Annotated in this window: 23 protein-coding genes; 1 reads left to right on the forward strand and 22 read right to left on the reverse strand. The window is 56.3% G+C overall.

Features of this window, described 5'->3' with window-relative positions; all coding sequences use genetic code 11:
- Nucleotides 1-11 precede the first annotated feature (11 nt).
- From PHS32_RS04345 to PHS32_RS04450, 22 genes are all read right to left on the reverse strand, one after another.
- The gene (locus PHS32_RS04345; protein ID WP_301077616.1) at nt 12-683 is read right to left on the reverse strand and encodes a CatB-related O-acetyltransferase; all 672 of its coding nucleotides are present in this window, start codon (nt 681-683) and stop codon (nt 12-14) included.
- Nucleotides 670-1,986 (reverse strand): flippase, encoded by a 1,317-nt coding sequence (locus tag PHS32_RS04350; protein ID WP_301077617.1) that lies wholly within the window; start codon nt 1,984-1,986, stop codon nt 670-672. The genes PHS32_RS04345 and PHS32_RS04350 overlap by 14 nt, the downstream gene beginning before the upstream one ends.
- Before the next feature lie 67 nt (nt 1,987-2,053).
- On the reverse strand, nt 2,054-2,746 hold the full coding sequence (gene epsI, locus PHS32_RS04355; protein ID WP_301077618.1) for an exosortase-associated protein EpsI, B-type: 693 nt from the start codon (nt 2,744-2,746) through the stop codon (nt 2,054-2,056).
- Nucleotides 2,747-2,758: 12 nt separating this feature from the next.
- Nucleotides 2,759-3,652 carry an exosortase B gene (xrtB, locus tag PHS32_RS04360; RefSeq protein WP_301077619.1) on the reverse strand — a complete coding sequence of 298 codons (894 nt, stop codon included), beginning with the start codon at nt 3,650-3,652 and terminating at the stop codon, nt 2,759-2,761.
- Nucleotides 3,642-4,508: a chain length determinant protein tyrosine kinase EpsG gene (gene epsG, locus PHS32_RS04365; protein WP_301077620.1), complete on the reverse strand. Its 867-nt coding sequence runs from the start codon at nt 4,506-4,508 to the stop codon at nt 3,642-3,644. Before epsG ends, xrtB begins: the two co-directional genes overlap by 11 nt.
- On the reverse strand, nt 4,505-5,884 hold the full coding sequence (gene epsF / locus PHS32_RS04370; protein ID WP_301077621.1) for a chain length determinant protein EpsF: 1,380 nt from the start codon (nt 5,882-5,884) through the stop codon (nt 4,505-4,507). Before epsF ends, epsG begins: the two co-directional genes overlap by 4 nt.
- A gap of 168 nt (nt 5,885-6,052) precedes the next feature.
- A complete protein-coding gene (gene epsE, locus PHS32_RS04375; protein WP_301077622.1) occupies nt 6,053-6,874 on the reverse strand; it encodes a polysaccharide export protein EpsE in 822 nt (273 codons plus the stop codon).
- 54 nt (nt 6,875-6,928) lie between these two features.
- Nucleotides 6,929-7,927 carry an EpsD family peptidyl-prolyl cis-trans isomerase gene (locus PHS32_RS04380; protein WP_301077623.1) on the reverse strand — a complete coding sequence of 333 codons (999 nt, stop codon included), beginning with the start codon at nt 7,925-7,927 and terminating at the stop codon, nt 6,929-6,931.
- A 12-nt stretch (nt 7,928-7,939) separates the two neighbouring features.
- A complete protein-coding gene (gene epsL / locus PHS32_RS04385; RefSeq protein ID WP_301077624.1) occupies nt 7,940-9,148 on the reverse strand; it encodes an XrtB/PEP-CTERM-associated polysaccharide biosynthesis outer membrane protein EpsL in 1,209 nt (402 codons plus the stop codon).
- 2 nt (nt 9,149-9,150) lie between these two features.
- The gene (locus tag PHS32_RS04390) at nt 9,151-10,671 is read right to left on the reverse strand and encodes an undecaprenyl-phosphate glucose phosphotransferase (RefSeq protein WP_301077626.1); all 1,521 of its coding nucleotides are present in this window, start codon (nt 10,669-10,671) and stop codon (nt 9,151-9,153) included.
- Nucleotides 10,565-11,356, reverse strand: coding sequence for an XrtB/PEP-CTERM-associated transcriptional regulator EpsA (gene epsA, locus PHS32_RS04395; RefSeq protein WP_301077627.1), 792 nt, complete (start codon nt 11,354-11,356; stop codon nt 10,565-10,567). The genes PHS32_RS04390 and epsA overlap by 107 nt, the downstream gene beginning before the upstream one ends.
- A gap of 202 nt (nt 11,357-11,558) precedes the next feature.
- Nucleotides 11,559-12,074: an FxDxF family PEP-CTERM protein gene (locus PHS32_RS04400; RefSeq protein ID WP_301077628.1), complete on the reverse strand. Its 516-nt coding sequence runs from the start codon at nt 12,072-12,074 to the stop codon at nt 11,559-11,561.
- Between the two features lie 106 nt (nt 12,075-12,180).
- Nucleotides 12,181-13,317, reverse strand: a complete 1,137-nt coding sequence (locus PHS32_RS04405; protein ID WP_301077629.1) for a hypothetical protein — start codon at nt 13,315-13,317, stop codon at nt 12,181-12,183.
- Nucleotides 13,318-13,324: 7 nt separating this feature from the next.
- Nucleotides 13,325-14,710: an MBOAT family protein gene (locus PHS32_RS04410; RefSeq protein WP_301077630.1), complete on the reverse strand. Its 1,386-nt coding sequence runs from the start codon at nt 14,708-14,710 to the stop codon at nt 13,325-13,327.
- 36 nt (nt 14,711-14,746) lie between these two features.
- On the reverse strand, nt 14,747-15,883 hold the full coding sequence (locus PHS32_RS04415) for a glycosyl hydrolase family 18 protein (protein ID WP_301077631.1): 1,137 nt from the start codon (nt 15,881-15,883) through the stop codon (nt 14,747-14,749).
- Entirely contained in the window at nt 15,880-16,629 is a 750-nt protein-coding gene (gene bcsQ / locus PHS32_RS04420; RefSeq protein WP_301077632.1) for a cellulose biosynthesis protein BcsQ, read from the reverse strand. Before bcsQ (PHS32_RS04420) ends, PHS32_RS04415 begins: the two co-directional genes overlap by 4 nt.
- Nucleotides 16,630-16,707: 78 nt before the next feature.
- Complete coding sequence (locus PHS32_RS04425) at nt 16,708-17,313, reverse strand: tetratricopeptide repeat protein (protein WP_301077633.1); 606 nt, start codon at nt 17,311-17,313, stop codon at nt 16,708-16,710.
- 7 nt (nt 17,314-17,320) lie between these two features.
- Nucleotides 17,321-19,636, reverse strand: a complete 2,316-nt coding sequence (gene bcsB / locus PHS32_RS04430) for a cellulose biosynthesis cyclic di-GMP-binding regulatory protein BcsB (RefSeq protein WP_301077635.1) — start codon at nt 19,634-19,636, stop codon at nt 17,321-17,323.
- Nucleotides 19,618-21,825 (reverse strand): glycosyltransferase, encoded by a 2,208-nt coding sequence (locus tag PHS32_RS04435; RefSeq protein ID WP_301077636.1) that lies wholly within the window; start codon nt 21,823-21,825, stop codon nt 19,618-19,620. The genes bcsB and PHS32_RS04435 overlap by 19 nt, the downstream gene beginning before the upstream one ends.
- Nucleotides 21,798-22,562, reverse strand: coding sequence for a cellulose biosynthesis protein BcsQ (gene bcsQ, locus PHS32_RS04440; protein ID WP_301077637.1), 765 nt, complete (start codon nt 22,560-22,562; stop codon nt 21,798-21,800). Before bcsQ (PHS32_RS04440) ends, PHS32_RS04435 begins: the two co-directional genes overlap by 28 nt.
- The gene (locus PHS32_RS04445; protein ID WP_301077638.1) at nt 22,559-23,200 is read right to left on the reverse strand and encodes a hypothetical protein; all 642 of its coding nucleotides are present in this window, start codon (nt 23,198-23,200) and stop codon (nt 22,559-22,561) included. Before PHS32_RS04445 ends, bcsQ (PHS32_RS04440) begins: the two co-directional genes overlap by 4 nt.
- A 26-nt stretch (nt 23,201-23,226) precedes the next feature.
- On the reverse strand, nt 23,227-23,697 hold the full coding sequence (locus PHS32_RS04450; protein WP_301077640.1) for a hypothetical protein: 471 nt from the start codon (nt 23,695-23,697) through the stop codon (nt 23,227-23,229).
- A 125-nt stretch (nt 23,698-23,822) separates the two neighbouring features.
- Between PHS32_RS04450 and PHS32_RS04455 the strand changes: the two genes are divergently transcribed.
- Nucleotides 23,823-25,343, forward strand: coding sequence for a Wzy polymerase domain-containing protein (locus tag PHS32_RS04455; RefSeq protein WP_301077641.1), 1,521 nt, complete (start codon nt 23,823-23,825; stop codon nt 25,341-25,343).

Below are 25,343 nucleotides of genomic sequence, written 5' to 3' on the forward strand. Positions count from 1 at the left end.
TGTCTGTTCTCTTATACCAATTGCGTCTTCATCCAATGATCGAGTTCGAGAGGGTCGATCAGGCCGCTTGGCGAGATCAGGCGGGTCATGCGCTCGATATCTCGATCAGATCTATTCCACCATTGAAGCCTTAACAGGTTACTTATTGTTTGTTCGTCAAATCTGTAGCGAATCACTTTTGCTGGATTGCCAACAGCTATTGCGTAAGGGGGGATATCTTTTGTAACGATTGAACCGGCGCCAATGATTGCGCCATCGCCAATCGAAATGCCACCCATGACTAGGCTATTTGCGCCAATCCAAACATCATTACCGAGTACGACAGGAATAGCCTCCTCAAAGTTGGGAAATTTTGCGATCTGGAGTAGCGTTTGCGAGCCGGTGGAATAGAACGCGGGATGTGTCGACAGGAAATTAGTAGGATGACGCCCTAAACCGATCCGGACTCCCTGCCCAATACTACAGAACTTTCCCGTAGAGACATTCGAAAGACTCGCTCCGGCTATGTATGTCGCGCGCCCTAGCTGACACGAAAACAGTTTCGAATCACGCTGCAGACTTACATATTCATTGAATTCGCAGTCGGCGGTAGCGTAAGTTAAAAAATGCGCCTTGAACCCAACCAAGGTCTTGCTGTAGTTTCTTCTGCGAAAGAAGCTCCAGCGCATGCTATCTGGAATCATTTGGTTCTCCAGATTTGTAACTAAAGTAGAGCCGAGCCCATGGCCATAAAGCGCGAGTCTGCATTTGACCAATTTCACGTAGTGCTGGGAACAGGAACGATGAAAAATATCCGGAGAGAAAATAAGAGATGACAGTCGCGATCGCCGCCCCAATGGCTCCAAAAAACGGTATCAGAACGAGGTTCATCATAACGTTGATAACCAACCCAATCACTGTAACAGTGGGCGCGTAGCGCTGCAGCCCGACGGCAGCCAGCCAGCGGTGGCGTGCTGTATTCATGGCAATAGCCACGCAACTCCAAGCATGAATATAGAAGATATTTACCGAGCGTTCGTAGCCCGCCCCAAACACTGCATTGATCACTGGCCCGGCCAATATCAGCGCCAACAGCGTTACGACCAGTGAACCGCCGACCGCCAAATCAAACAGCATTTGCCCATGCTGACTATCGGTTGTCTGGTTGGCGTCGAGAAACCGTCTCGCTAACACTGGATACGCCGAATCTACGAGAACGACCGGCACCATGTAGATCACTTCAGATAGTTTTTGCGCTAGGCTGTAGATGCCGGTTTCGATATTGGTCGACAGGTAGCCCAGCATCACTACATCGATCTTCATGTAAATGATGATGGCGGTTGTGCTCAGCAGGTAGGGCCAACTCTCGCGCACCAACGCAACGATCAGTTGACGGTCTACAGCCCTGCGATGAACGGGGGACACGCTCAGATAGGCCAGGACGAGACCAATGCTTGTCACCAGGGCTTCTAAGCTCACGGTCCAGGCCAATGCCATGACGCCGAAACCAAGAAGGAGGCAGGCGACCTTGGCGATGGCGGCAAGCAAGGTACCCGTGATGCGCGCCGCAGCCGGGCGTACGGGCAAAGTTTTGGCTTTGAACCAGTAATCAAAAATGTTTACTGGGCTGAGCAGAATGCTCAGGCTGACAACCAGCGTGACTGACAGCGCCACCGGGTCATCGTTCTCCAGGACATAGGCCAGCACGACGGCAAGCGCAAAAACCATCAGGCCGAAAACGGTCCGCAATACCAGCGCTGCACCGAGTACCTCGCCCGCCTGTTGCGTCTGCGTGAGACGCAGGATGACGGGCGTATCCAGGCCCATGGTGGCTACCGTCATCAGTATGGCCACCAGGGCCGAGGCAGCGTTCAGGATGCCGAACTGCTCCGGCCCCAATTGCCGGGCAATCCAGAACGACACGGCCGCAACTGCGGTCAGCCGGACCAGGTTTTCGGCGAGTAGCACCACACTGCTGGAGGCAACCTCGCGGGCTCCGACTTTCATGCAGCGCCCTCGATTGAAGCGGGCGTCTGGACGGTACCCAATGTGGCGGCAATAGGAGCGACTCGTTTCATGGATTGGCGAGGGGGCGGTCAGTACCAAGGAGTGAGGGTTTGTCCCTTTCCAGCATGGCCTTTGTCAGATCGCCGACAAACTTTTCCTGTTTGCCATAGGCGTTGGCGGGATCGGAATCGATACTCGACACACGAAACAGCAAACCATCCGCTATCAGACCTCTTATGCCGTATGAAAGTCTTGCAAATCCTTGTTCCAGGTTGCCGCGCACGATTTTGTTACCGATTCGAACCCAGTAGGTAAGCGGTTCGAGGCGGGCGCCAAGTTGTGTTTGCAGCCGCATGGCGGGTACTTTTCTGTCGCCTATTTGGAGGGATACCTTTTCCTGGTGCGAAAGTTTAAATCCTTGTGCCGAATAGCACACTTCCGGGCGATGCACTTGCAGGTCGCGCGATTGATCGCCGCCGTAGGCAATCGACAGCATGATGCGGTAGCCGGTCGAGTCAACGTAGGTTTTTGACAGGGTCTGGCTGTAGATCTCGTCGAGCATTTGCTGCTCCTGGGGATTGACGATTTGCTGGCCGCTTTGTTTGATCTCGTGCCAGTCGCCAAAAGACCCGGGAACTACTTTTTCCAGATGGACTGGGGTCTGATCGGCAATCTTGTGTGTTGGCCGGATGGAGAGAGCCAGTCCGGCCGAAGCGAGCATCAACACCATCAACAAAATGCTTTTGAAATGGGGCTTCATGGGAGCAGAGGCCTAACGGGCGCCCGCTTTGCGCTGATTGCGATAGGCCTCGAAGGTTTGCAAGGCGGTGTCGAAGCTGATGATCAGCAACAGCGCACTCAAAAACAGCACCATGCCAGCAAAGCCGTGTAAAAAGCTCTGGCCGGCGGCGTCGCCAAAATGGTAGGTGATGAGGCTTAGTGCCATCACACGGATGACGTTCGCGGTAAACGAGATGGGCACGATCAAAATCGCCAGGCCGACGTTTCTGAAGAAGGAATCACGGCGCACAAGGTTAAGGTACAGCAGACCCAGCGCTTCCAGCGTCAGCAAGGTGTGCAGGCCGGCGCAGGCGTCGGCCACCAGCAGCATATATTGACCAATCTGCAAAATGACACCGTTGCGGCCGATCGGGTAGCCGGCCCAGAACAAGATGTTTTCGGCCACGTAAGACACGGCCATCTTCATCGGCATGGTGACGGTGTCCACGACCACGCCGGGCAGCGGAATCATGAACAGCATGAAAAAAAGCGCAAACCACTGCGCTTTGAGGGCTGCGCTGCCGCGCTGCTGCAGCAGCAACCCCAGCAGCAGCCAGACGGCAGAGCCAATCTCGAACATCAGGATGTCTTGCGACCGGCCCACCGCGTACAGCAGTAAACCAAAAATGAAGATCGGCCAACCCCAATGGCTGCCGGCTTGACCTTGCGCCGCAATCTCCATCGCGCCCCAGTTGCGGTGCAGCAGCCAAAGCGAGATGCCCAGCACAATGGGGCCGTGCATCTGCTCGTCCGAGCTCCAGATGCCGGTAACCAAGCCGTACAAGCTGGGCACATACAACACCGCCAGACCAATCATGATCGGCAGCCATGCCAGCAATTCGGCGCGTGAGGGTTGCGCCCGCGATGACCAGGGCTCAGGCATCATTGAGGACTGAACCTACCAGCGTTACCCCGCCGTCTCGCAGGCGCTGGGCCAGCAGGGCTACGCTCGGCAGCAGACTTTGATTCTTGCGTGCCACCATCAGCGCGGCGCCAGCGCGGGCGGCGATGATTTCGGCATCGGCAAAGTCATCTCCGGCCGGGGTGTCGATGACGATCACGTCAAACTGTTGGGCGGCAGTGCCCAGCAGTTGACCAAAGTCGGGGCGGCCCAACAGCTCTTGCGGGTTGGGCGGCACAGCCCCTGCCGGCAGCACGCTCAGGCCCGGCAGACTGGGCACCGGCACACCCGCTTCGATTCCCGCGCGGTCGGCCAGGATGCCGGACAAGCCGGCACTCTTGCCCAGCTTGAACAAACTGTGCTGCCCCTGGTTCGGTGCGGCGCGCAGGTCGGCATCCAGCAGTAGGGTGCGCTGACCTTGTTGCGCAAACACAATAGCCAGGTTGGCGGCAATGAAGGTGCGGCCATCGCCTTTGCCAGCGCTTACCACCGCGATGACTTTGTGCAGGGGGTCGGTGTTGAACCAGCGCAGCATCAACTGGCTGCGCACGGCCCGCAGGTTTTCACCAACCACGCTAAAGGGTTTGTAGGCTGCCACCAGTTCCGGACTCAGGCTGCTGTCCTGCTGGTTCAGGTAGGCGTAGTCAAACTGCTTGGACAAGGCAAAGGCCACGTCTTCCGGGGTCAGTAGCTTGAGCGCAATGGCGGCGTCGCCAAACTGAAGTTGGTGTTGTTGCTGGTGCTCCATGATGCGTGCGGCATCCGCGCTGCTCAGGCGGCCGGCTTCCACCAGGATGTTGCCAATCGAGCGGGCAGCGCCCGTAGGGACGACTGTAGTCATGCGCGCACTCCGAAGCGAAACCGCATGCGCGGCGGGGGCACTGCCGAAGTGATGATGCCCAGCACCGGCAAGTCCAGCGCATCCGCCAGGTCTTGCGCCGAGCGTACGTAACGCTTGGCCAACTCCATCATCAGCGCCAGTCCTATGCCCAGCAGCGTGCCTATGAAGATTGAAACCAACAGGTTTAGAAGTATGCGCGGTTTGGACGGCTCAGCCGGCACAGTGGCCGCGTTAAGCACCAGGATATTGGTCTGGTTGGTCTGGCTTTCGATGTTGGTCTGTGAGGCGCGCTGGCTGACCATTTCAAAGGCCCGCTGGGCCGATTCAATGTCACGGCGCAGCACGTTAAGTTCATCGCGCTGTTTGTTGATTTTCAGCACACGGCTCTTTTGGGTTGACAGTGCGCTTTTGAGTTGTTTTTCGCGCTGTTTTCCAACTTGGTAGGTGGTTTCAATAGAGCTTGTGATTTTCCGTGTTTCTGCTTCCAGCTGGGCCTTCAGTGTGGCCAGCTCTGCCTCCGTACGCTGGGTCTGGGGGTGATTCTTGCCGAGGTTGATGTTGCTCTCGGTGAGCTTGGCTTCCAGTCGGGCAATATCGGCTTTCAGACCGTTGATCAGCGGGCTTTGCATGACTTCAGCAATAGTGTCGGCCTTGGCATTTTTGCGCTTGCTTTGACTGTCAGTGGTCTGACCCTCAATGCCGGTGAGTTGGCTCGATGTTTCGTTGAGCTTGGCGGTCTCAAAGTCCAGTCGTTCATCGATAGAAGTGATGCCGTTTTTTTGCTGGTAGGCCGACAAGGCTTTTTGGGCCACTTCGAGCTTGTCGCGCGCCGCCTTGGTTTGTGCATCAAAAAATGTGGCGTATTGGCGGGCTGGAGAGAGACGCAAATCCAGGTTGACGTCCATATAGGCCTGAGCGTAAGCGTTGGCTACCGCGGCGCTAAAGTCAGGGTCGGTACCGGTGTAATTGATGTTGATGACGTTGCTCTCGCGCGAGGGCTTGACGTCCAGATTTTTTTGCAGCAGGTTGGCCAGCCAGTCTATGAGTTGGCCTTTGCCCTTGGTGGCTTCCTGCCATTGTTGCTTGATGACAGCGCTTTCGTCCATACGCAGCAGTTTGACGACGCCCTTGGCTACACGGTCGCTGTTGATGATGTCGATTTGGGTGGCCATGTATCCCGGTGCCATCATGCCCTGCAGCAGCAGGCCGCTGACGGCGTCAGGCGACTTGACGTCCACCACCATGGCGGCGCTGGCAGTGTATTGCTTGGGGAGCAGCAGGCTGACGATCAAAGTGCCGGCCACCGTTACTGCCAAGGCAAGCAGTGCCACACGATATCGGGCACGAAGGATGAGCAGAAATTGCTGAAGGGTCATAAGGAGATCATGGATCCCGGCCTTCGCCGGGATGACAACAAGTAAGGGCGGGATGACAACAAATGATAGAGGGGCAATAACAAGTGAGGGTGAGCCGGCAACATGGAGCGGTGGGTCGAGGACGAGTGAAGCCAGGTCGACAGGTGACGATAGAAGGAAAGCATTGGGTCAGAAGATGCTTTCTTTGACGTAAATAACGTCATTGGGCAGTACCGGGTCGGTTAGCTGTGGCTCAATGAGCTGAATGCTGCCGTCGGCAGCTCTGCGGTGCAGGCGCAGGCGTTTTTCGCTGCCACGGGCAGTGGGGCCACCGCCTTGCGCCAGTGCCTGCATGATGGTCATGTCGCGCTCGACGCGAAACGCACCGGGGCGCTGGGCTTCACCGTAGATGTAGAACACGGGCGCCCGGTGTACATAAATGCTGTCGCCGCCTTGCAGCACGATGTTGTCTTGCAGTTTGTCATCCAGAAAGATGGACGGGATGTCGATTTGCTTGCGAAACTGTTTGCCGTTGCGCACCCCGACGACGATGGCAATATCGTCACCCCCCGCAGTGGCACCGCCGGCATTGGCCAGCATGTCGCTCAGGCGCGTGTTGGCGGTTTCCAGCGGAAAGCGACCGGGTCGGTTGACTTGGCCCAGCACCGACACCTGATTGCCGCGGATTTGCATCAGCACGATGTTGACCTGCGGGTTTTGGATGAAGCCACCGGTTTGCAGCGCATCGGCAATTTTCTTCTCCGCCACGGCAATCGACAGACCACCGAGTTGCACCGCACCGATCAGCGGGTAGGTGATGGAACCGTTCTCGGAGACGCGGGTTTCAATCGTCAGGTCGGGATTTTGAAATACCTGGATCCGGATCGCGTCGCCGGCGCCTAGCGGGTAGTCCGTGGCTGGGCTTTGAGCCTGGGCCTGTGCGACCAGATTGGAAAATGCCAGCATGGCTGCTAGCAGAAGATACGGTATGCGAAACAGTCGCTGAGTCATGGAATTGGGGTCCGGGTAAACGTTGTGTGCGTGGTTGCAGTTTGTGCGCCGATACTATTTGAGCCCGGCCACGCCTTTTTCGATGGCGGTCTGGTTTTTGTCTTCTGTGGCCGGTGATGTCGTAGTGACAGCGGGCACGCTTGCAGCAGAAACCGGCGTACCGGGCGCGTTGACAGTACTGCTGCCATCGGCCTTGGCAAACTCACCCATGTAGCTTATCTTGGCGGCGGCACGCAGTTGCTTGAGATTCGCGGCCACCGCCTCGGTGGCACGTTGGTTGGTCAAAAACTGCTCGATGCGCGGCAAAGCGGCGGCCTCGGCCACTGGCGACGATTGTGACGATGCCACGCGCAGCAGGGTGATGGCCTGGGGGCCTTCAATCACCAGGCTCTGGCCGTCTTTCAGGGCGTGGATCTGCGCCAGTCGCTCCAGTGGAATCTGTTCGGCAGCGCGGGTGGCGCTGCCGCCGTCAAATCTGATGTCTTTGCTTTTTAACCAGGTTGCCACTTCTGTGATGGGTTTGCCTGCATCCACAAAACTGCGCAGTTGCGCGGCCAAACCAGGTGCCGTGGATACGACAATTTCCTGCACATTGAAAATACGCCGCGCTGAAAACAACTGCGGGTGTTCAGCGTAGTATTTCTTGACATCTTCTGCGCTGGGTTTAGGCAGGGCTCCGGCAATTTTTTGCATGTAGGCGCGGGCCAGAATGTCGCGCCGGGCGGCTTCAATTTGGGCCACCACTTCGGGCGAGCGATGCAGCTTGTTTTCTGTGGCCTGCTCCACCGCAAGCTGTTGGTCTATGAGTTTTTCAAGCACCTCACGAGCCATGGCTTGGGCCGCCTGGGGCGAGGCGCCAGCGGTATTGGCGCGGCTAAGTATCTGGTTGATTTGGTGTACCGAGATTTCCTCTGAGCCGACCTTTGCAGCAACCTGGGTGGCAGCCTTCTTTTCGTCTTTGTTGCCGCAGGCTGAGAGGCCAAGTAACAGCAGGATGGCCAAAATGCCGTGCTTCAGAAGGGGGTGGGAACAACGAAGGTGCGAAGTGGTCATGTTGCTAAAGAATCAGTAACTGAATTGGGCCGAAACAGTGGCCATTTTGCTCTCATAGTCAAGGCCTGCCAAGTTGGAATTGCGGCTGGTATTTTCCAGCGAGGTGCTGAGAGTAAGGTGTTTGTGAGCTTGCCAGATCAATGAGAGGCTGGCATCGCTGGTGCTGTCGCTGCGCTGGGGTCCGAGTGCTCCCATGGGAGAGCCCAGGTAGTCGCTCCGCGCTACTTCATAGCGCAGGCGCACCACTGCCTTGGGACTGAGTTGCCAAACTGGGGCCAGTGAAACACGATCGGTCTGGCTGTAGTTCGAGCTATTGGTCTGGTAGCTGGAGAGTTCGCGCACCCAACTCGCAGCCAGTGCTGATTTGCCCGTGAGGCTCCAGTTGTAATTGACCCCGGCATTGAGCCCGCTGTAGTCGCGCTGGGGATAGTGCGGATGGCTGCGGCTGATGCGGGCCGCGCTCAGGTCCGCCGTACTCTTACCGGTGACGGTCCAGTGCAGTCTAAGCTCGTTGTCTAGTTGCTTGAAACCATCATCGTAGAGGCCGGCTGAAGGCAACTGGTTGTTGGGGTAGCTGCCGCTGGTGTTCCTGTGTGTATAGGTCAGCGCGCTGCCTGAGGCAAGGGTGTAGAGCAGACCAAGGTTGGTGGACTTGTCGCTGTAGTCGCTCTCGGCCGTCAAGGTTTGCTGGTTGGTTTGGGTTGATTGCGATACGCCAGCCAGCACACCCCAGGTACCGTCAAGCTGATAAGCGGTATCCACCCGGGTGTTGCTGTTGGTGCGCAGGTTCTGCACATTGAAACCCCGGTAGTCTGCGAAGTTGTTGAGAGTTTGCTGGCGCTGGCTTTCAAGGTTGCCATGCAACTGCGGCGTCAGCGCCCAGCGCCAGGCGGCGTTGTAATTGTGGGCAACGAAGCTCAGATAGCTGAAATTCTGGTATCGGTAATTGGTCAGGTTGACGGCCAGCTCTAATTTTTGCAGGCTCAGTGTGGTGCTGAAATTCAAGCTGAGTGAACTGATGTTGATTCTTTCTGCTGCGCTGGGTTGACCGATCAAGGCCTCGGTGTTGGTATTGGCGGGCAGGCGAAACAGGTTGTTATCGAAGCGCAACGACGATTCGGCTTTGAGCGTCAGCGTGTCGTTGCTTTGGGCCCAGGTGGGGGCCGCACCGCACATTACCAGCAGGCCTGGAATCAGCCAGGAGCGGCACTGCGTCAACATGCTCAGTAGGCCTTCTGATCCTTGAGCAGAAGGCGGACGGTTTTGAGAATGATGAGGAGATCCAACTGGAGCGACCAGTTGCGCAGATAGTCAAGGTCATAGTCGATGCGGCCTTGCATTTTGTCTAGCGTCCTGGTTTCACCCCGGTAGCCGTTGACTTGTGCCCAGCCCGTGATACCCGGCTTGACTTTGTGCCGCACCATGTAGCCCTTGATCAGCTTGCGGTAAAGCTCGTTGTGCGCAATGGCGTGCGGGCGTGGACCGACGATGCTCATGCGGCCTTGAAGAACGTTGATAAATTGAGGTAGCTCATCGAGCGAAGTTCGGCGCAAAAACGCGCCCACCCTCGTAACGCGAGCGTCATTTTGTTTGGCCTGCTCAATGGTGTCGCCATCCTCGGTGACGCTCATGGAGCGGAATTTGTAGATCACGATTTCCTTGCCGTCTTCACCGCAGCGCCGTTGCTTGAAAATAACCGGGCCCGCGGACCCGATCTTGACGGCAACTGCAATGACCAGCAGCAGCGGAAATATCATGATCAGGATCAGCAGCGACAAAACAATGTCGCTTAGACGTTTGATAACGCCATCGATACCTTGGAAGGGAGATTCGCAGACCGAGATCACAGGCATGCCGCACACCGAGTCTGGATGCGACTGAATCAGGTCCGTGACAAACATGTCGGGGACGAAATAAATCGAAACGGTCGTGTCTTTGAGCTCTTCGAGGATATGCAGAATGCGTGGCTGCGACGTCATGGGCAGCGACAGGTAAATGATCTGGATGCGTTCACGCAGGATCAGACCGAGCAGTTGCTCCAGGTTGCCCAATAATTGGTGCGGACTGGCAGGCTTGAGGCGCTCGGAACTGCGGTTGTCCACAAAACCAACGAGTTCCAGCCGGGAGTAGGGTGCATCACCGATTCTGGTGGCAAGGGCCAGGCCCTGCTCGTTCATGCCCACGATAAGGGCACGTCGCGGCGGGCCTTGCAGCTTGAGCAATGCCGGGGCGGCACCACGCAGCACAAGACAGGCGCCGATTTTGGTGAGTGGCGCTACCCATAGCCAAGCGTATAAAACGGGTTTCGAAAAATCGTGAATGTAGCCTGAGGCGAAGCCAATAATCAGCAGCATGCCGGCGAGCCAGGCCCAATTCATGACGATATGGAATACTTCGGAAAAAAAGACGGACTGTAATTTGGTGTGGCCCGGAAAGCTGAGTGCAAAAACCAGGATCGACAAAATGAGATAGGGCGACTGGATCGCGCCCTCGTAGTAGTAGGCCAGCCCCCACAAAGAGAGAATGAAAGAACTGGGGCCAATGAATGTTTCGAAAAAGCTGAGCAGGTTGTCTGTGCCCAATGAAACCGGTTTTGAGCGTTTGCTCAGGGCGGCGGCCGACAGACCCAAGGGCGCTCTAGACATTGCTGACCTGCATCTTGATCTTGCCAACCGCCTGTGCACGATTGCTGACATCGAGCTTCTTGAAGATACGCTGCAGGTGATTCTTGACCGTAAACTCACTTAACTTCAGGATGTTGCCGATCTCGGGGTTCGTTTTACCCTGACTGACCCATTGCAAAACTTCCCATTCCCGGTCGGACAAGTGCCACGCGTGAACTGGGTTGTGCAGGTCGGAAATGTCGATTGGCGTTGATGCCTGGTGCGGCAGAAGCTCGACTTGACGCAGCACTGCATCAATGCAAGGTGTCAGGGCAGACAAGGCGCTCAGTTCAGTTTCGCTGTAATTTTGTTTGGCGCGGAAAGTGACGTAAAGACAGTCGTGGCTGGCACGCTTATCGCTGATACCGTGCGCCATGGCGAAGCGCATTGTCTGGAAAGTGTTGCTGAAAACACATTCGGACTTGGGGTTGTTTTGTAAGAAGCCATCCGTCCCCGAGTGGATGGAAACGGGTCTATGACCACAGTCGGTCCAGCGTGCGAACAGATCAAGCAGCAGGGGCGTGACGATGGCCGGATCTGAGTCCTGCGAGCGTACGCCCGCAAGGGTTGAAATAAAGTCGTGATGGATGGCGCCAGATTGAAAATTACCCCAGGCGGCGAGCAGGATGTCATGCCGCAGGTAGTGTTGCATGTCGCCTTGTAACCACACCAGTACATCAAAATGGCTGTGCACCCGCTCCGCGTGCGTGATAACGCAGTGGTAATGGCGAAGTTCTTCCGGTGACAGCGAGGGCAGAAAAACCATGGGGGTCAAATTCAATCGACGGCTAAGTGGCGCTCAACGTAAAGCAGTTGGTACATTTTAGGAGTAAACCCTGGGTCAGAAGAGCTACTCAGCCAGAAATCATCTTGGGGTGATTTCTGCGTTGCACGGCCTGCAAAACGAACCAAAAAAAGGGGATTGCCACGCAATCCCCTTTGACTAAAAGTGAGCTCTTATTTGCGGCTCAAGCTGTGCTGACTTTGTTGCGACGGCGAGCCACCATGCCAATCAAACCCAAACCTGCCAGCAGCATGGCGAAGGTTTCGGGTTCAGGCACCGCAACTACGCTATTCAACGCGACGTTATACGATGAACCGGACGGGTCAGCCGACCCAGTGATATGCAAGGTATAGGAGGAAGATCCGGTTACGTTATTGAGCGCCAAATAGGATGTGCCGGGTGTGCTGGTCGCGCTGAAGCTCAGGGCGGTACCATTCAATGTGGCTGCGAAATCACTTTGATTAATGCCCCACCAGCCGGTGACGAGGGCATTGAATGTCGTCCCCGGATCCAAGGTGAAGGTGTACGTGTCATCAAAGGCGCCGGTATAGGTGGGGGATGCTCCACCCCCGAAATAATGACCGTCGTTATAAGAGGTCAGCGCGCCGAGATCGGTGTTACCGGGAGCAGCAACCGCAAAGTTACTGACGGCGCTAATCACGGCAACAGCCGAGATAACAATCAGTTTTTTGATCTTCATGGAACTCTCCTGCAGACTAGGTACATAGCCGCGATGTTAGGGGGGCACCCGATTGTTGTCTATAGCCCGTTCGGACTAAGGGGAAACCCGAAAAATTCGAATTTGTTCACTGCAGGCCCACTTTACCCAACCATTTCTGCTCTTCGTCCAATTTGCTTGGCAAAAAGCGTTCTGGTATTTCCCATACCAGCACTTTCGGTTTGGCCGAGCGGAACGCCTCGTCATTCAGGTACTGCGTCGTCGCTTGTAAAAAGCCACCCCCGTCTTTGGCCGCATTGAGGACTTTGGCTGAAAGCGCCTGCTGTAAAAAGCCGTGGAAATTGCCGCGCAAGGAGTAGGAGGTACCGGCCAGAACGACCGGAACAAGGCTGTCGCCAAACAGCCCGACGGCGTTGTCAGCACTGGTTTGGCGTGTGACAACGAGTGCCTCCACGTCGGGTCGCGGGCCTAGCGCTTTGGGCGCACCCTCAAGCCCCATCAGGCGGATCAGATCGCCGGATCGCTCAACCGGAGTACCGACGGTGCTGCTGCTGAATGTGGTTTTTTCCAGTTCGAGTCCTATTCTCTGTACCTCCCGTGCCACAGCTTCAGCAGCCACCTGCGCCCCACTCTGGTTCCAGTGTGTGTCAGTACGGTAATAAACGTCCCCCTGGGTTGCGGCGAGGGCAAGTGGCTTGAGCAGGTCGACGACCGTTACGCCCTGTATTTGTAAAGCGCTGAGCGCATCCTGATAACGCGAACTGTTGTATTCGGGGTAGTGGCCACTTGCCAACCTGCTGGAATACACGCGAGCCTTGTCGGGAACCAGTGCCACGACCAGTTTGACGCCCTGCTGGTCGAGCAGGCGTGCGGTGCTGCCCAATAACCCGGCGCGTACCTGCAAATGAGCGTTTCCTTCAACCTCAAAGCGCAATTCGTCGGTGAGAAACAACCACCCGTCCCGGCCGGTTCGCACCTGTTCACCTGCGCCACCGGTCAACAAATAGTGCACGCTATTGGCGACCGCAATCAGGGCGCTGCGCGCGGGCAGTTTCTGGTCCAGTTGTTTTTCGATGGCGCCGGTGCTGCGACCTTCGCGGAAATCGATCCAGGTGCGCGGAAATTCCAGCCCGCCAGAGTACAGAGCGGCTGCAATGACCTGCCAGGCACCTATAACCATGACGCACGAAAACGTCAACGCTACCAAGGCGGCGAAGAGGGACGGCGGGGGAGCGTCATTGACCTGGCATTCCTTGTTCGGCATGGCGACCTCAGAACTGAAAATACAAGAAAGGCGTGAAAGATTGCGCCGACAGCGTTGCCACCGCCCACAGAAAAAGCGGTGGCAGCAGGTAACGCAGGTGCGCGCCACCGGCGCGTTTAAGCCATGGCATCGCATAGACCAGCCCGCTACCCAGCAGCAAAACGATAAGCCTGTCAGGCGTTACCTGCCATTCGACTGCTGGACTGAAGGCGACGCCATTGAACCCCAGCATGCCCTCAAACATGCGTCCGGCCCCAGCCATGTTGGCGGCGCGAAACAAGACCCAACCCAGGATAACCAGCAGCATGGTTTTGAATACCCGCAGCCAGGCGGGCAGCAGGGGTTTGCCCCAATGCTGTTCCCAGTACCGCTCCAGTATCAGGATGCCGCCATGCCAGGCGCCCCACAGCACAAAGGTCCAGTTGGCACCGTGCCACAGGCCGCCCAGTAGCATGGTCAGAAACAGATTGATGTAGGTCCGCAACAGTCCTTTGCGATTCCCGCCCAAGGAAATATAAAGGTACTCGCGCAGCCAGTTCGACAGTGACATGTGCCAGCGTTTCCAAAATTCGGTAATGGAGCGCGATACATAGGGATCGTTGAAATTCTCGGGAAACACAAATCCAATCATGAGCGCCAGCCCAATGGCCATATCGGTGTAGCCACTGAAATCGAAAAATAACTGAATCGTGTAAGCGACAGCGCCAAGCCAGGCATCGGCCAGGGTCGGCACGGGGGCCGAGAAGGCTGCCTCCACCAGCGGTGCCACCGTGTCGGCGATCAACACCTTCTTGCAAAAACCGACCATGAATACAGCACAGCCGCGCGAAAATCGGGCCAGCGAGTGAGTCCGGCTTCTGAATTGCTGCGCCAACAGGTGGTAGCGCAGTACCGGCCCTGCCACCAAATGGGGAAATAGCGCGATGAAGGCTGCAAAGTCGACAAAATTTCGTGCCGGCGCTGCCTCACGCCGGTAAATATCAACAAGGTAGCTGATGGCGTGAAAAATATAGAACGACAGGCCGATGGGCAGCAGTACACGGGTGAATTCCATGGCATTGAAACCAAGTCCGGTCAACGCCAGGTTGAGGCTCTCGATGCCGAAGTTGGCATACTTGAAGTAGCCTAGGGCCAGCAAGTTCAAGGTCACCCCGGCACTCAGTAAGCGGTGACGTCGGGTTTCATCGGTGCTTGCTCCAATTGCCAGGGCAAAACCGTAACTGACGCTGGTGACGCCGACCAGCAAGCCCAAAAAGTCAGGCCGCCACCATGCGTAGAACGCATAACTGAAAGCCAAAATGAGGGCCGACTTTGCACGCCAGGGGGTCAGGTAGTAACAGGCAAGAAACAGCGGGAGAAAGGCAAAGAGAAAGATATTGGAGCTAAAAACCATAACGCATCCCGCAGATTTTCAATTGCTTCGCCCTGTTCAGGGCGCTGCGTCAAGGATCTTCCGGACTCGATTGGCAACGTCTTCCCGACTTCTTGGCCCTCTTCGCTTCAAGAAGTAATCGACCAGTTGACCACCATCGTAGCCAAGCAGAAAAAAAGCAATGCCACCGAGCTTCTCATCTGCCAGGTAGTCGCTCTTGCGCCGCAGACTCCACCAGTCTTCGAACCAGCCTTCAATAAATTGCCCGTCTTCTCTTTTGAATTGGTAGTAGGACGACCCGGTCAATGGATCATGGGAAGCGCCGTATTGTTCGACCCGGTCCTGAACATTGAATTGCATCTCCGGCAGCAGACCGGGGGCAACGGGGCCAAAGGTGGTGCTGACACCCTTTCCCACCGTTGCACCGTGCAGTTTCGATCCCTTGACTTGCCACTCGTAGCCAAATAGCGGGAAGCCGAGCAATAGACGCTCTTTCGGTATGCCAAGCGCTGTTCCCAGGATTACCGCCTTTTTCCAGCTTATGGCTTCATCGCCGGTCAGCGGTGCTACCGGACCCGCCGTTTTGCTGTTCGGCCAATGCGCGTCATAGCCTTGCAACACGACCTGGTCCAACTGCTGTAGGGTGGTGGCGTCATAGAGTTGGGATTCACCGCCGATGGGGAAAAAGATCGAAAGATTTCTTGCCGGCGAATATTGGTGCAGTCGTTTTGCCAGCTCATGGACAAAGCTCTGGTAGCGCTTGATCGCTTCTGGTCGCGCCAGACTGTATATTTCGATATCGAGTTGGAGTCCGGCAACACCGTTTTGACTTGCCAGGGAAGTGGCTTCATCAAGCAAGCGTTGCGTTGCATCAACTGAGGAAAACAAGTTATCGAAGGTGGCGGGATCTTCCAGCGTCAGTGTCAGGTCGAGCGGCGTTTTGTGCTGCTCGACTGCGCGTCGCAAGTCGGTCCAGTCCTCCGGCCAGCCATTGCGCTCACTGATTTTCCCGCCGGAGTCGACCTTTATTTCGATGAACAGGAGTCGATCAATTTCCCCCAAGGGCACGCTGCGCCAACCGTCTGGTAACCACCAGCCAACGTAGCCCCAGGCTTTGGGTGCCTCTGCTATCGCCAGTGACTGAAACAGGAGGGCGGCAAGAAAAAATCCCAGATGCAGACACCGCAAGATCATTGTTCAATGCTGTCGAGCAGCCAATCGGCTACGCTTTGAATGTCCAGACTGGCCTTGCAGCCGGGCTCGTACTGGAGTACCGGTCTCTCGAAGCCGAGTGCTTGCGACACGCGCGGGTCTTTGTGCACGGCGATCGGAACAAGCAGCTCGGCATAGTTCGCATACAGCGCTGAGCGTACCTGATGCCCCAGTTTGCTGTGTATCGGCATTTGGTTGATCAACAGGTTCATGCCGAAAAAGTCGGAACGCCCGGCCGTGTATTGCTCAATCAGGGAGGTGATCGTCGGTATCGTTGCGTAGGACGCGGCATCGGCCAGCACGACAACCAACGCGCGATGCGCCGCCAGCAATGCCTGGTGCAGGAAGACCGTGGGACCGGGTGGCGTGTCCAGAATGATGAAATCGAAACAACCGGGGGTGAGGGAGTCGATTCCATCGGTCACCCAGTTCGGATGCAGTTTGAGTTCAGCTTCGAAATCTTCCAGTTCGGCCTCGCTGACGCGCCCAAATGGAATAAATTTAATGCCAAAGGGGCTTTCGAATATGGAGGTGTCCGCAATTCCCTCGCGCGTCAGACCGGCAATCTCATCCGGGTTCATTCCCAGGTGCAGGCGTTGTGCATTCTGCGGATCCAGGTCGATCAGTAACACGCGCATCTTCCGCTGGGCCAGCGCCACCGCGACGTTGACCGCAAGAGTGGTCTTGCCAACCCCGCCTTTACCGGAAACGAATGCGATTACTTGCATAAACCTTTTCTACAAACAAATTTCAGATGTCACTGACAGTTCGGCGCTATCCAATACGCCATCAAGAAAACACGGGTTTCAGGGACGCGGTTTGACATTGACAGGGTCCAGTGAGGTAGAGAATTTCAATTTCGGGTTGCCTGTTGCCGTATTCATGCTGCCTTCATTCGTGCTGATCGTAGGGTTTGCGACCTTGGCCGGTTTAGCTGGCGCACTCGGTGGCGTTTGGATGGTGGGCGGGGTGACCATCGTGGTTGCAGGACCTTTATCACGTTTGGTTTTTGTCTTTTCCGGTCCCGGTTTTGCTGGTTCTGGCAAGACGGATGGTGTTGGCAAGTCTTTTCGCAGACCTTTTGCTGCCGTTATCGCCCTGGACAACTCGCTCAATCCGGCTGCCGGTGTGGCTAGCTGAGTGGCGCGATTATAGAGGGCCTCGGCCTCGTTGAGATTGCCCGCGCGGGCCTCGATGGTGCCGAGTTTGATCAGCGCCTCCAGGTGCCTTGGGTCCGAGCGCAACAGCTTGCGCCAGAGGTCGGCGGCGATATCGTCACGATTCTTCTGTTGCCAGTAACGTGCCTGGTCTACCCATTGGCTCGTTATCAGATCATCGCCAGCCGCCGCCGGTTGGATGAACGAGGCCACGGCCAGCAGCGCGAGCCATGCCATCTTCTCCACGTTTTGCATAGCAGGATCAGAAGGTCTTCTTGACCTGCCCGGAGTTCACGTGCTGCAATTTTCGGTAAACGACAGTGGCCATCAGCACGCAAATGAGAATTCCGATGAGACCCAGCAACAGCGGTTGATCGGAAAAAAACCAACGCAATTTACTGAATAAGGGCAGGGCGCCCACGTAGTAGCTTGGACTGACCTTGGCGTGACTGACGTTTTTGTCGTCGACCACGACGAAATCACCCTGAATCGAGGAAATCCGCTCCGGGTCGGTCAACACGTCGGAGATTTTTCGTAAATCGGCCGCCTTGTCAGCGTATAAAAAGACCGCGCTGCGGGTCGGCTGCAAAGGCGACTCAAAGGCCATCACGGCGGCCAGATTGCCGATCCCGGTCAGAGTCAGACTGCCCTTGGGTTGGGGCGCTTGCTGAACATCCTGCTGTTCCCAGCGGTAAGTGGGGCGCCAGATCGCATCGGGTTCGCGCAGGTAGCGATCGCCGTTACTTTGAACCATCGGCAAGCGATCGGCCCATTTGGTCATCAAACTTTGGCTTTTCGCTGACCCAATGACTATCAGATCCTTGGCCGACATTTTTTCCACTTCGGAGGTCGGTATCAGTGCATGGCGTAGCGCGGGATAGGCTGTCGCCTCACCCATTCGGCCCATCAGCGTCAAGTACAAACCGAGTTCGTCCGGATTCGGGCTTTCCGGCAGGACCACGGCCGTTTCAGACAGATCGGCCAGGCGTGTAAAGGGAAAGCCCAGATTCGAAAAATAGGCCAGATTGGGCAGCGCGACGTAATGCGGGAAACCGCTGAAATCAATGGTTGATTCAGGGTCTATGGCCCCCTGAAAATTGTCCGGCGGCATGTTTTTGCAGGCACCCTCCTTGAGGAAATCAAAGTAGTAGCTGAACTGCAGTTGATCACGCCCGCCCACGGCGTAGGGCGGTATAAACAACAACTCCTCCCGTGGCATCATGCTGTTCTTGGCGCGATCCACCTCGTTGGTCTTCTTGTACGGATCATCAAGAGCTAGGGCCTGGATGAAATTGGAGTTGATTCCCACGTTCAGGCTTGAGCTCTTGTGAATTGCCAAGCGCGTCGCGCGGTATTTCAGCTTGAGTGGCGGGCCCGCCGAGCGCCAGGTGAACAGATCCGGCGTAACGCGATAGTTGAGGCGAATCACTTCCGGAAAATAGCCCTGTGTACGCAGTTCTTCCGGCCTTGCCAACTCGCCGAATCGCACCGGACGATCAACTGGAATCCAGGCTGGCGCATCATAGGGTTTACGCGGCGCCGCCTCGGTTTCCTTGGTCACGGTAACTGACGGGCCTGCGAGTGTCGGAGCGAACAGTGCGATGGCGCGCACCGCACGCGCCAGATCTTCATCACTGCCACCGCTTAGCACCAATAATTTGGCCTGCGGATTGGCCGGATGGGGCTGGATCGAAACAGTTGCGGCGGTTGTGCCCTTGATCCCCTCGATGGTCTTGCCACCCTGCATGAAGACGACTGCATTGCCTTCCGGCAGAGCGTTGAGTGAAACCGGGAATTGAGCACCCCGGGAGCCAGCTTGATGGCCGAACCAGGAGGCCAGGACACCGGCCGCTTTGAGCGTGCCAAAAGAAGGATTGCTGGTGAAAACAAAGGGCAGGCTTAGTGTTCCGCTGTCCCGCTTGTCAAAAAATGGTGCAGGCAAACTCTTCAAGTCGTTAACCGTGGACAAAGGAGCCAAGGTCAATTCCAGGCGACCCAGATCACTCAAGGTCAGCCATAGCGAAGAGTGGAACGGGTCTTCACAGTCGCGGGTGTAATGTCCGATCAGTTTGAACCGAAGATAGTTGACATCGAAGAACCAGCGTGGGTCCAGGTCGATTTCGCGCGCATTGCCAACCCCCTTGTCTTTAGGTAGCGCCAGAACGGTGGCGAAGCGCTCGTTGAGTGAAATCTTGAGGTGACTCAGCTCCGGAATCAGGGCCGGCGAGTAGTCGTAGGCTATTCTCAGTTTCGCGGCTACTACAACCTCGTCGGCCCGAATCGGAAACGACAGGGTCTGTGATCCATCGACACCACGCAACTTGATCGCTGACCAGGCCCCCATCTGCCTGAAAGTGAGCGATACAACACGTTCCTTGGGTTGGCTCTTTCGAGTCTCACTCTCGGCCGCTGCTTCCTGCTCTGCTTTGACTTTGTCGGCTTTGCTGCTGCGCGACTTCGATTCAGCCGGTGTTGCCATCAACAGGGTCGAGAGCGCTAAAAAAAGAACCGTCAAAATGAAGGTCAAATTTGGTCGACGCAACCAATATTCTTGTTTGGTCATTTCTTCTTTTTCCATATTTGCATCCAACTACCGAAGCGCGGCCAGCGCGCAAACTTGCCGAAGTCCGTCACAAAACCCAGAGCAGCGCTGCGCAAGACGGTGAAAGCCCTGGGTATCCACAAGGGAACGGGCTGATCGGCATCTTGAGCGGGCAACCATTTTGGCCAATCCTGTCCGCGGGAGTATGCCGCAACGCCCAGAGCATGGTAAACATTTTGCGCTGGGCCATCGATGGTGGCGCGCAAGACGCTGTCCTGCTCCAATGCTACCTGCGCAGGAAAAGAAAACTCGCGGTTCCGGTAAAAAATGGAAATACCTACCGTCAGCCCGTTCTCGATGGTCATGGGCGCCGGGAGTTTGAGGGCAAGAGCGATTTCAGGAAAATTCTCAGTCATGCAGGATACGGTGCGGCCAGACGGTAACTTGATCATCGCCGGCAACTGCCGTAGCAAGCGTATGTGTTGGCGCACATCCCCGCTCTCCTGTGCAACTGCGAACATGGCTGCGAGAATCATCAAGTTGTAAACAGCCCACAAGAGAAAAAGAATGACAACAACTTCCTGCTCCTGGGTGTTCGGCAGGCGCAAGCGGTTCGTGCCGACGATCACCCCCATCAGGCTCAAGGTGAAGATGATCACGTAGGGCAAGGAAAGCTTCCAGTCGAAAGATGTTTCCTTTTTAACTTTACCGATCTTGAATGGATTCCTGTAGCGGCTGAATTCGGTACGGATGAGTGTCAGCGTGGTTGCCAACAACAAGTACCAGGCGAGCGCCGTTTCGCGGACATCGGCTCCCACCGTCAACCGGTAATCCCCCCTCATTCTCTGCCGGGCAATGTGGCCTTGTATCAAGTGCGGCAGGGCATAGGCGGCGAAGAGCTCGGCCGAAGTTTGAATAAGCTGAACATCAGCCAGCAGAAAAATCAGCGGAGCGGAAAAAAAAATCAGACGTGGAACCGGATAATAAAACTGCAACATGGCTCTCAGAAAGGCCAGCCGCTGCCTCCAGAGCAGCGATTTATCCTCAAAAGGGCTGGCCACCTGAAAAATCACCGCTGCGGATTCTGCCCGTCGGTCCACCTTTACTCTTGGTCTCTCGGCCGCGTGACTGGCTTCGTCGGTGAAACCAAAATACGCCGTGCGGTATCCCCCCGCCTGCAATTTGAGTGCGGTGTGGACTTGCCTGGTCACGGCTTGTGTTTCCACCCCGCCCACTTCAACCAACATGGAACGACGCAGTATGGCGCCAGACTTGGCAAAGTCAGACCCACTCAATATTTCCAGACTGCGTTCTGAGGGCGCAGGTGCCAGAAAATGCCGCGGCGTTTGCAGCATCCCCAGTTTCGTATCCTGTACAAACCAGCCGACCGTCATTTTCAAAAAATCGGCATCCGCGGGCCGATCACAGTCCAGGATGGCGATCAATTCGCCTTCCGTCCCGGGTAATGCATGATTGATGTTGCCTACCTTCCCATCGGAATGGTCCGGACACGTCAAATAGGTGGCTCCGATCGAGTCGGCCAGTGCCTGGACGTCATCCTTATGGCTGTCGTCGAGAAGATAAGTCTTTAATTTATTCTTGGGCCAATCGAGCGCAAGGGCTGCCAGCGCGGCTGACCTGATCGCGGCAGGCGGCTGGTCGTCGCAGGGGATGAAAATATCCACCGTTGGCCATTTGGCGGACTCGCTTGGCAGCGGTATATGCGGCTGCTTCAAGGGCCAAATGGCTTGTATCGACTTGAGGCTTATCAGCAGCCAAAGATGGACCTCTGCAACGCACAGGCAAAAACCCAAAACAAAATCAGAATTGGTATCCGGTATCAGAGTCGCGTCGAAGCGCCAGTACAGGTAGCGCATCGACACAATGAGGGCCAGTCCGAGCAGCACCAGTGTTACAAGTCTGCCGGCATAGCGGCGGACATAAAGGCCGAGGCAAACCAAAAAAACAGAAAATACGATTTGACCGTTCAAGGTAAACCGGACTGTCAGCAGAAAAACAAAAAGCAGAAGGCACAGCAGCGAAGTGAGGATCGCCACGCCCGGCAGCGACCAGACAGACAGGCGCGTCAGCCGGTTACCCCATAGATTGATTTGACCCTGAAGATAGGGGGTGGCAAGAGTATTGCCGACAGATTTATCCCAGCGTTCGCGCCAAAGCCTTAGCAGTAGTCGCGGATTCATCGATTCAAGGTATCTATCATCCATGCCGCGAGTCGAGCAAGGTCATGGCTGGCTTGCCCATGCGGGTCGTAAGCCAGTACCGGCTGCTGGAAGGCAAGTGCCTCGCTGACAGCCTCGTCGCAATGAATGCCGATGGGGGCCAACCGATCGCCGAGATGTTGCTGCAGCAGGTCGGCTACGTCGCGATTGAACGAATCGCTCCTGTCAACCTGATTCAGCACATACACGCTTCGAAGACGGGGATAGAGAACCGACATTTCGTCCAGCCACGACTCCATTGCTGGAATCGTGGCATACGAGCCGGCGTCCGCCAGCAACACGATCAGCACCAGATCGGCGCAAGCGAAAGCCTGTTTCAAATAAACCGAAGAGCCCGGCGGCGTGTCGATCAGCACGACACTGTCGTTGTCGAGTCCGGTGCGTCTGATTTGCTCACCTATCCAATCGGGTTCGTCTGCCAGCAGTGTCTCAAACGCTTCCCGATCAGATTCACTGGCCATGCCGTAGGGCAGGCAAACGACGTCGAATTCGTTAGTCAGTGCGACGCCACTCCAATCTTCGCCACGCAAGGATTGCCGGCAAACACCTTCTGTTTGCGGGTCTTCCAGACCGAAATGCCAGTGCAAGGCGTTCTGCGGATCGAGATCGACGACAGAGACCCGACCCGGCCCAAGTTTGGTCGACATTGCTGCAGCGAGGTTGGCTGTGACGGACGTTTTACCTACCCCGCCCTTCATCGAAACAATGCCAATAACGCTCATCGTCTTCCTAGTCGTCCCAAAAATGAAGTCCGTCTGCTGGCCGGTTTGTCGGCGACTTTTTCTTTGCCTTCAAGGCGATTGAAAATGCTCGCGAGTGAGTCGTCGGCGCCGGCCACAGTCGATACCTCGGGCTCGGTCGCCACCGGCTGCGTCACCCTATTGCGGGACAGACCGACGCCGTAGTTTGATGCTTCCTCGCCGGCATCAACTGCCGAGACTCTTGAGAAGAGCGAGCTGCGATTTTCTGTTGGAATCTCTGGCGAGAATTTGGCGGCGCTGTGCGGCACCTCGTTCGACGATTTTTCCCGCTCGGCTCGCTCGGCTCGCTCGGTTGGCCGTTCCGTGGCCGTCCGTCCGGACATTTTGCTCAGACCCTGGGCCAGCTTGGAGCTCACGCCAGGCAGCGACAAGGCTGGCTTGCGTTCGCTCACATCGGGTCTGTCCTGGCTGCTCCAACGCTGTCTTTCCTGGGCCGACAGGGCCGGCGTTGGTTGCGGTTTTTTGGGAGACACTGCCTTGAAAAGAGGCCATCGCTGTTCCGCCTCGCGTGCCGCCGCAGTTGTGCTGGCCTGAAAATTTGCATTGTCAGGCCTGAGTGATCGGAACAGTGTGGAGGGTTCGTCTCCAAGTTTGGCCATGCCTTCGCTCCTTTTTCTATATGTTGCTAATCTTGACGACCAAAGCGCAAATGGATATCCATGCCGTTTGAGGATTCACCAACGCCTTGCACGATCATTGAATCGCTGGCACCGAGCACCTTGAATATGGTCTGGTAAAAGCCTTCCAGCAAGCCAACGCTCCAGCCCAGCGCCTCATCGCCAAAGGCTTCCGCCAACGGGGCGGCCTGGTGTGTGATATCGATGTAGCCTTTTACTTCCTTGAAATCGACCCAACCCCAGTTGATCTGCGACCAAAAATCGTTAAGACTCTCCTCCAGTTGAGCAAGAGTCTGCACACCTTGAAAGCGATCTTCCGTATCATTGGCAAAGTGCTCGCCAATTTTGAAGAAAAGAAGCCGCAAGTCTTTGGCTTCCGCTTGGGCAGACATTTCAAAAGCCAAAGCGCGCAGCACCGGCAACCACTGTAGAGATACTTGTTGTCCTCTGAAATAGTTCTGTAGTTTGTCGTTTTCCATCGCTAATACTCTTATAAAAGTTGATCATAACCAATGAAGCGTAAATCCCCCCATGATTTTGCGGCCTGTAGAAGATTTGACCATATTGTCCAACAATAATTCGGTGGCAAATTTTGGTCATTCTTATGCAGTCACTTGCCGTTTTCTTCTTTATCGCGCTACCTTGGCTAAATCCGTTTTCCTTCGGACCCTCGCCTGCCGTGGTGCCATGGCTGGTTACGCTGGCCAGTTTGGCATTTGCACTGCCGTGGCTGGCGCGGGTCCGCTTGGCCGATGTGGCGCCCGGCGCCTGGCTGGTAGCCGCGCTATTGAGCAGCATGTTGGGTTTGCTACAGTATTTCGGCGCCACCGCTTGGCTGGGGCCATGGGTTAACCATACCGACGTTGGAGAGGCCTTTGCCAACCTGCGGCAACGCAATCAATTTGCGACTCTGACCAATATCGGTGTGGCGGCTTTGCTGTGGTGGTTTCCCAGTAGTCAATTGAGACCGGTTTTTGCCGCCAACGGGGCGTGGTTTGCTTCGACCCGCTGGCGCACCCGGGCTGCGTTGGCGGCGGCAGTGCTGCTGGCGCTGGGCAACGCGGCATCCTCTTCCCGTACCGGAATGGTGCAATTGCTGCTGCTGCTGGCGCTGGCCTGGATCTGGCGCCCGCGGGGAAGGCCGCAGCAGTGGTTTGAGCTGCGACGGGTTCTGCTGGTGACCTTGCTGGCTTACGCGATCGCGGCCTTCGCACTGCCAGTTTGGGTCGGCCTTGATCCGCATGCCAACGGCATACTGGCGCGCTTGCACGACGCTGGCCCGCAGTGCACCGGTCGCATGACTTTATGGTCCAACGTGTGGCACCTGATTGTCCAACGACCATGGCTTGGCTGGGGTTGGGGAGAGCTCGATTACGCCCATTTCATTACCCTCTATCCGGGCGAGCGGTTTTGCGACATTCTGGACAATGCCCATAACCTGCCCCTGCATCTGGCAGTGGAGTTGGGCCTGCCACTGGCCCTGGCGGTTTGCGCTGCCTTTGTCTGGCTGGTAGGGCGCGCCAAGCCCTGGCTAGAAACAGACCGGACGCGGCAACTGGCGTGGGCGGTGCTGGCTGTCATCCTGTTGCACAGCCTGCTGGAATATCCGCTCTGGTACGGACCGTTCCAGATGGCGTTTGGCCTGAGTATCTGGTTGCTAGGGCGAGCGCCGGATCGCTTTTTGAAAGAATCGGAAGGCTTGGGGCCGGTTGTCGCCTGGCCAGCGGCGCTGGTAAGTATTTCCCTGTTGGCCCTGGTGGCTTATGCCGGCTGGGATTATCAGCGTGTCAGCCAGATCTACCGCGTTCCAGCAATGCGCTCGGAGGCCTATCGCGATAACACCCTGGAGAAAGTTGGCGATTCGTGGTTGTTCCAGAATCAAGTCCACTTTGCCGAACTCACCACTGCGCCATTGACGCTTGATAACGCCAGTCATGTTCATGCACTGGCCACCGACTTGCTGCATTTTTCACCGGAGGCACGTGTGATCGAAAAGCTCGTTGAGAGCGCTACCCTGCTGGGGTTGAAGGACGAGGCCCGGTTCTACCGGGTCCGTTATCAGGCTGCATTCCCCGACAGTTATGCACTCTGGGCGACCACGCACGGGCCATTGGAAGCGGATTAG

The sequence above is a fragment of the Rhodoferax sp. genome (genome assembly GCF_028714215.1).
In the GTDB taxonomy this organism is placed as follows: Bacteria; Pseudomonadota; Gammaproteobacteria; order Burkholderiales; family Burkholderiaceae_C; genus Rhodoferax.

Excerpts from the sequence above, each read along its gene's own strand:
- epsA (WP_301077627.1), bottom strand. The coding sequence starts at position 11,356 with ATGGTTTTTCTGCCCTCGCTGTCACCGGAAGAACTTCGCCATTACCAC.
- PHS32_RS04405 (WP_301077629.1), bottom strand. The coding sequence starts at position 13,317 with ATGCCGAACAAGGAATGCCAGGTCAATGACGCTCCCCCGCCGTCCCTC.
- epsE (WP_301077622.1), bottom strand. The coding sequence starts at position 6,874 with ATGACTCAGCGACTGTTTCGCATACCGTATCTTCTGCTAGCAGCCATG.
- PHS32_RS04450 (WP_301077640.1), bottom strand. The coding sequence starts at position 23,697 with ATGGAAAACGACAAACTACAGAACTATTTCAGAGGACAACAAGTATCT.
- PHS32_RS04350 (WP_301077617.1), bottom strand. The coding sequence starts at position 1,986 with ATGAAAGTCGGAGCCCGCGAGGTTGCCTCCAGCAGTGTGGTGCTACTC.
- bcsQ (WP_301077637.1), bottom strand. The coding sequence starts at position 22,562 with ATGAGCGTTATTGGCATTGTTTCGATGAAGGGCGGGGTAGGTAAAACG.
- PHS32_RS04435 (WP_301077636.1), bottom strand. The coding sequence starts at position 21,825 with ATGGATGATAGATACCTTGAATCGATGAATCCGCGACTACTGCTAAGG.
- PHS32_RS04400 (WP_301077628.1), bottom strand. The coding sequence starts at position 12,074 with ATGAAGATCAAAAAACTGATTGTTATCTCGGCTGTTGCCGTGATTAGC.
- epsI (WP_301077618.1), bottom strand. The coding sequence starts at position 2,746 with ATGAAGCCCCATTTCAAAAGCATTTTGTTGATGGTGTTGATGCTCGCT.
- epsF (WP_301077621.1), bottom strand. The coding sequence starts at position 5,884 with ATGACCCTTCAGCAATTTCTGCTCATCCTTCGTGCCCGATATCGTGTG.
- PHS32_RS04345 (WP_301077616.1), bottom strand. The coding sequence starts at position 683 with ATGATTCCAGATAGCATGCGCTGGAGCTTCTTTCGCAGAAGAAACTAC.
- bcsB (WP_301077635.1), bottom strand. The coding sequence starts at position 19,636 with ATGGAAAAAGAAGAAATGACCAAACAAGAATATTGGTTGCGTCGACCA.
- PHS32_RS04455 (WP_301077641.1), top strand. The coding sequence starts at position 23,823 with ATGCAGTCACTTGCCGTTTTCTTCTTTATCGCGCTACCTTGGCTAAAT.
- epsL (WP_301077624.1), bottom strand. The coding sequence starts at position 9,148 with ATGTTGACGCAGTGCCGCTCCTGGCTGATTCCAGGCCTGCTGGTAATG.
- PHS32_RS04415 (WP_301077631.1), bottom strand. The coding sequence starts at position 15,883 with ATGATCTTGCGGTGTCTGCATCTGGGATTTTTTCTTGCCGCCCTCCTG.
- PHS32_RS04445 (WP_301077638.1), bottom strand. The coding sequence starts at position 23,200 with ATGGCCAAACTTGGAGACGAACCCTCCACACTGTTCCGATCACTCAGG.
- PHS32_RS04410 (WP_301077630.1), bottom strand. The coding sequence starts at position 14,710 with ATGGTTTTTAGCTCCAATATCTTTCTCTTTGCCTTTCTCCCGCTGTTT.
- PHS32_RS04425 (WP_301077633.1), bottom strand. The coding sequence starts at position 17,313 with ATGCAAAACGTGGAGAAGATGGCATGGCTCGCGCTGCTGGCCGTGGCC.
- epsG (WP_301077620.1), bottom strand. The coding sequence starts at position 4,508 with ATGACTACAGTCGTCCCTACGGGCGCTGCCCGCTCGATTGGCAACATC.
- bcsQ (WP_301077632.1), bottom strand. The coding sequence starts at position 16,629 with ATGCAAGTAATCGCATTCGTTTCCGGTAAAGGCGGGGTTGGCAAGACC.
- xrtB (WP_301077619.1), bottom strand. The coding sequence starts at position 3,652 with ATGATGCCTGAGCCCTGGTCATCGCGGGCGCAACCCTCACGCGCCGAA.
- PHS32_RS04380 (WP_301077623.1), bottom strand. The coding sequence starts at position 7,927 with ATGACCACTTCGCACCTTCGTTGTTCCCACCCCCTTCTGAAGCACGGC.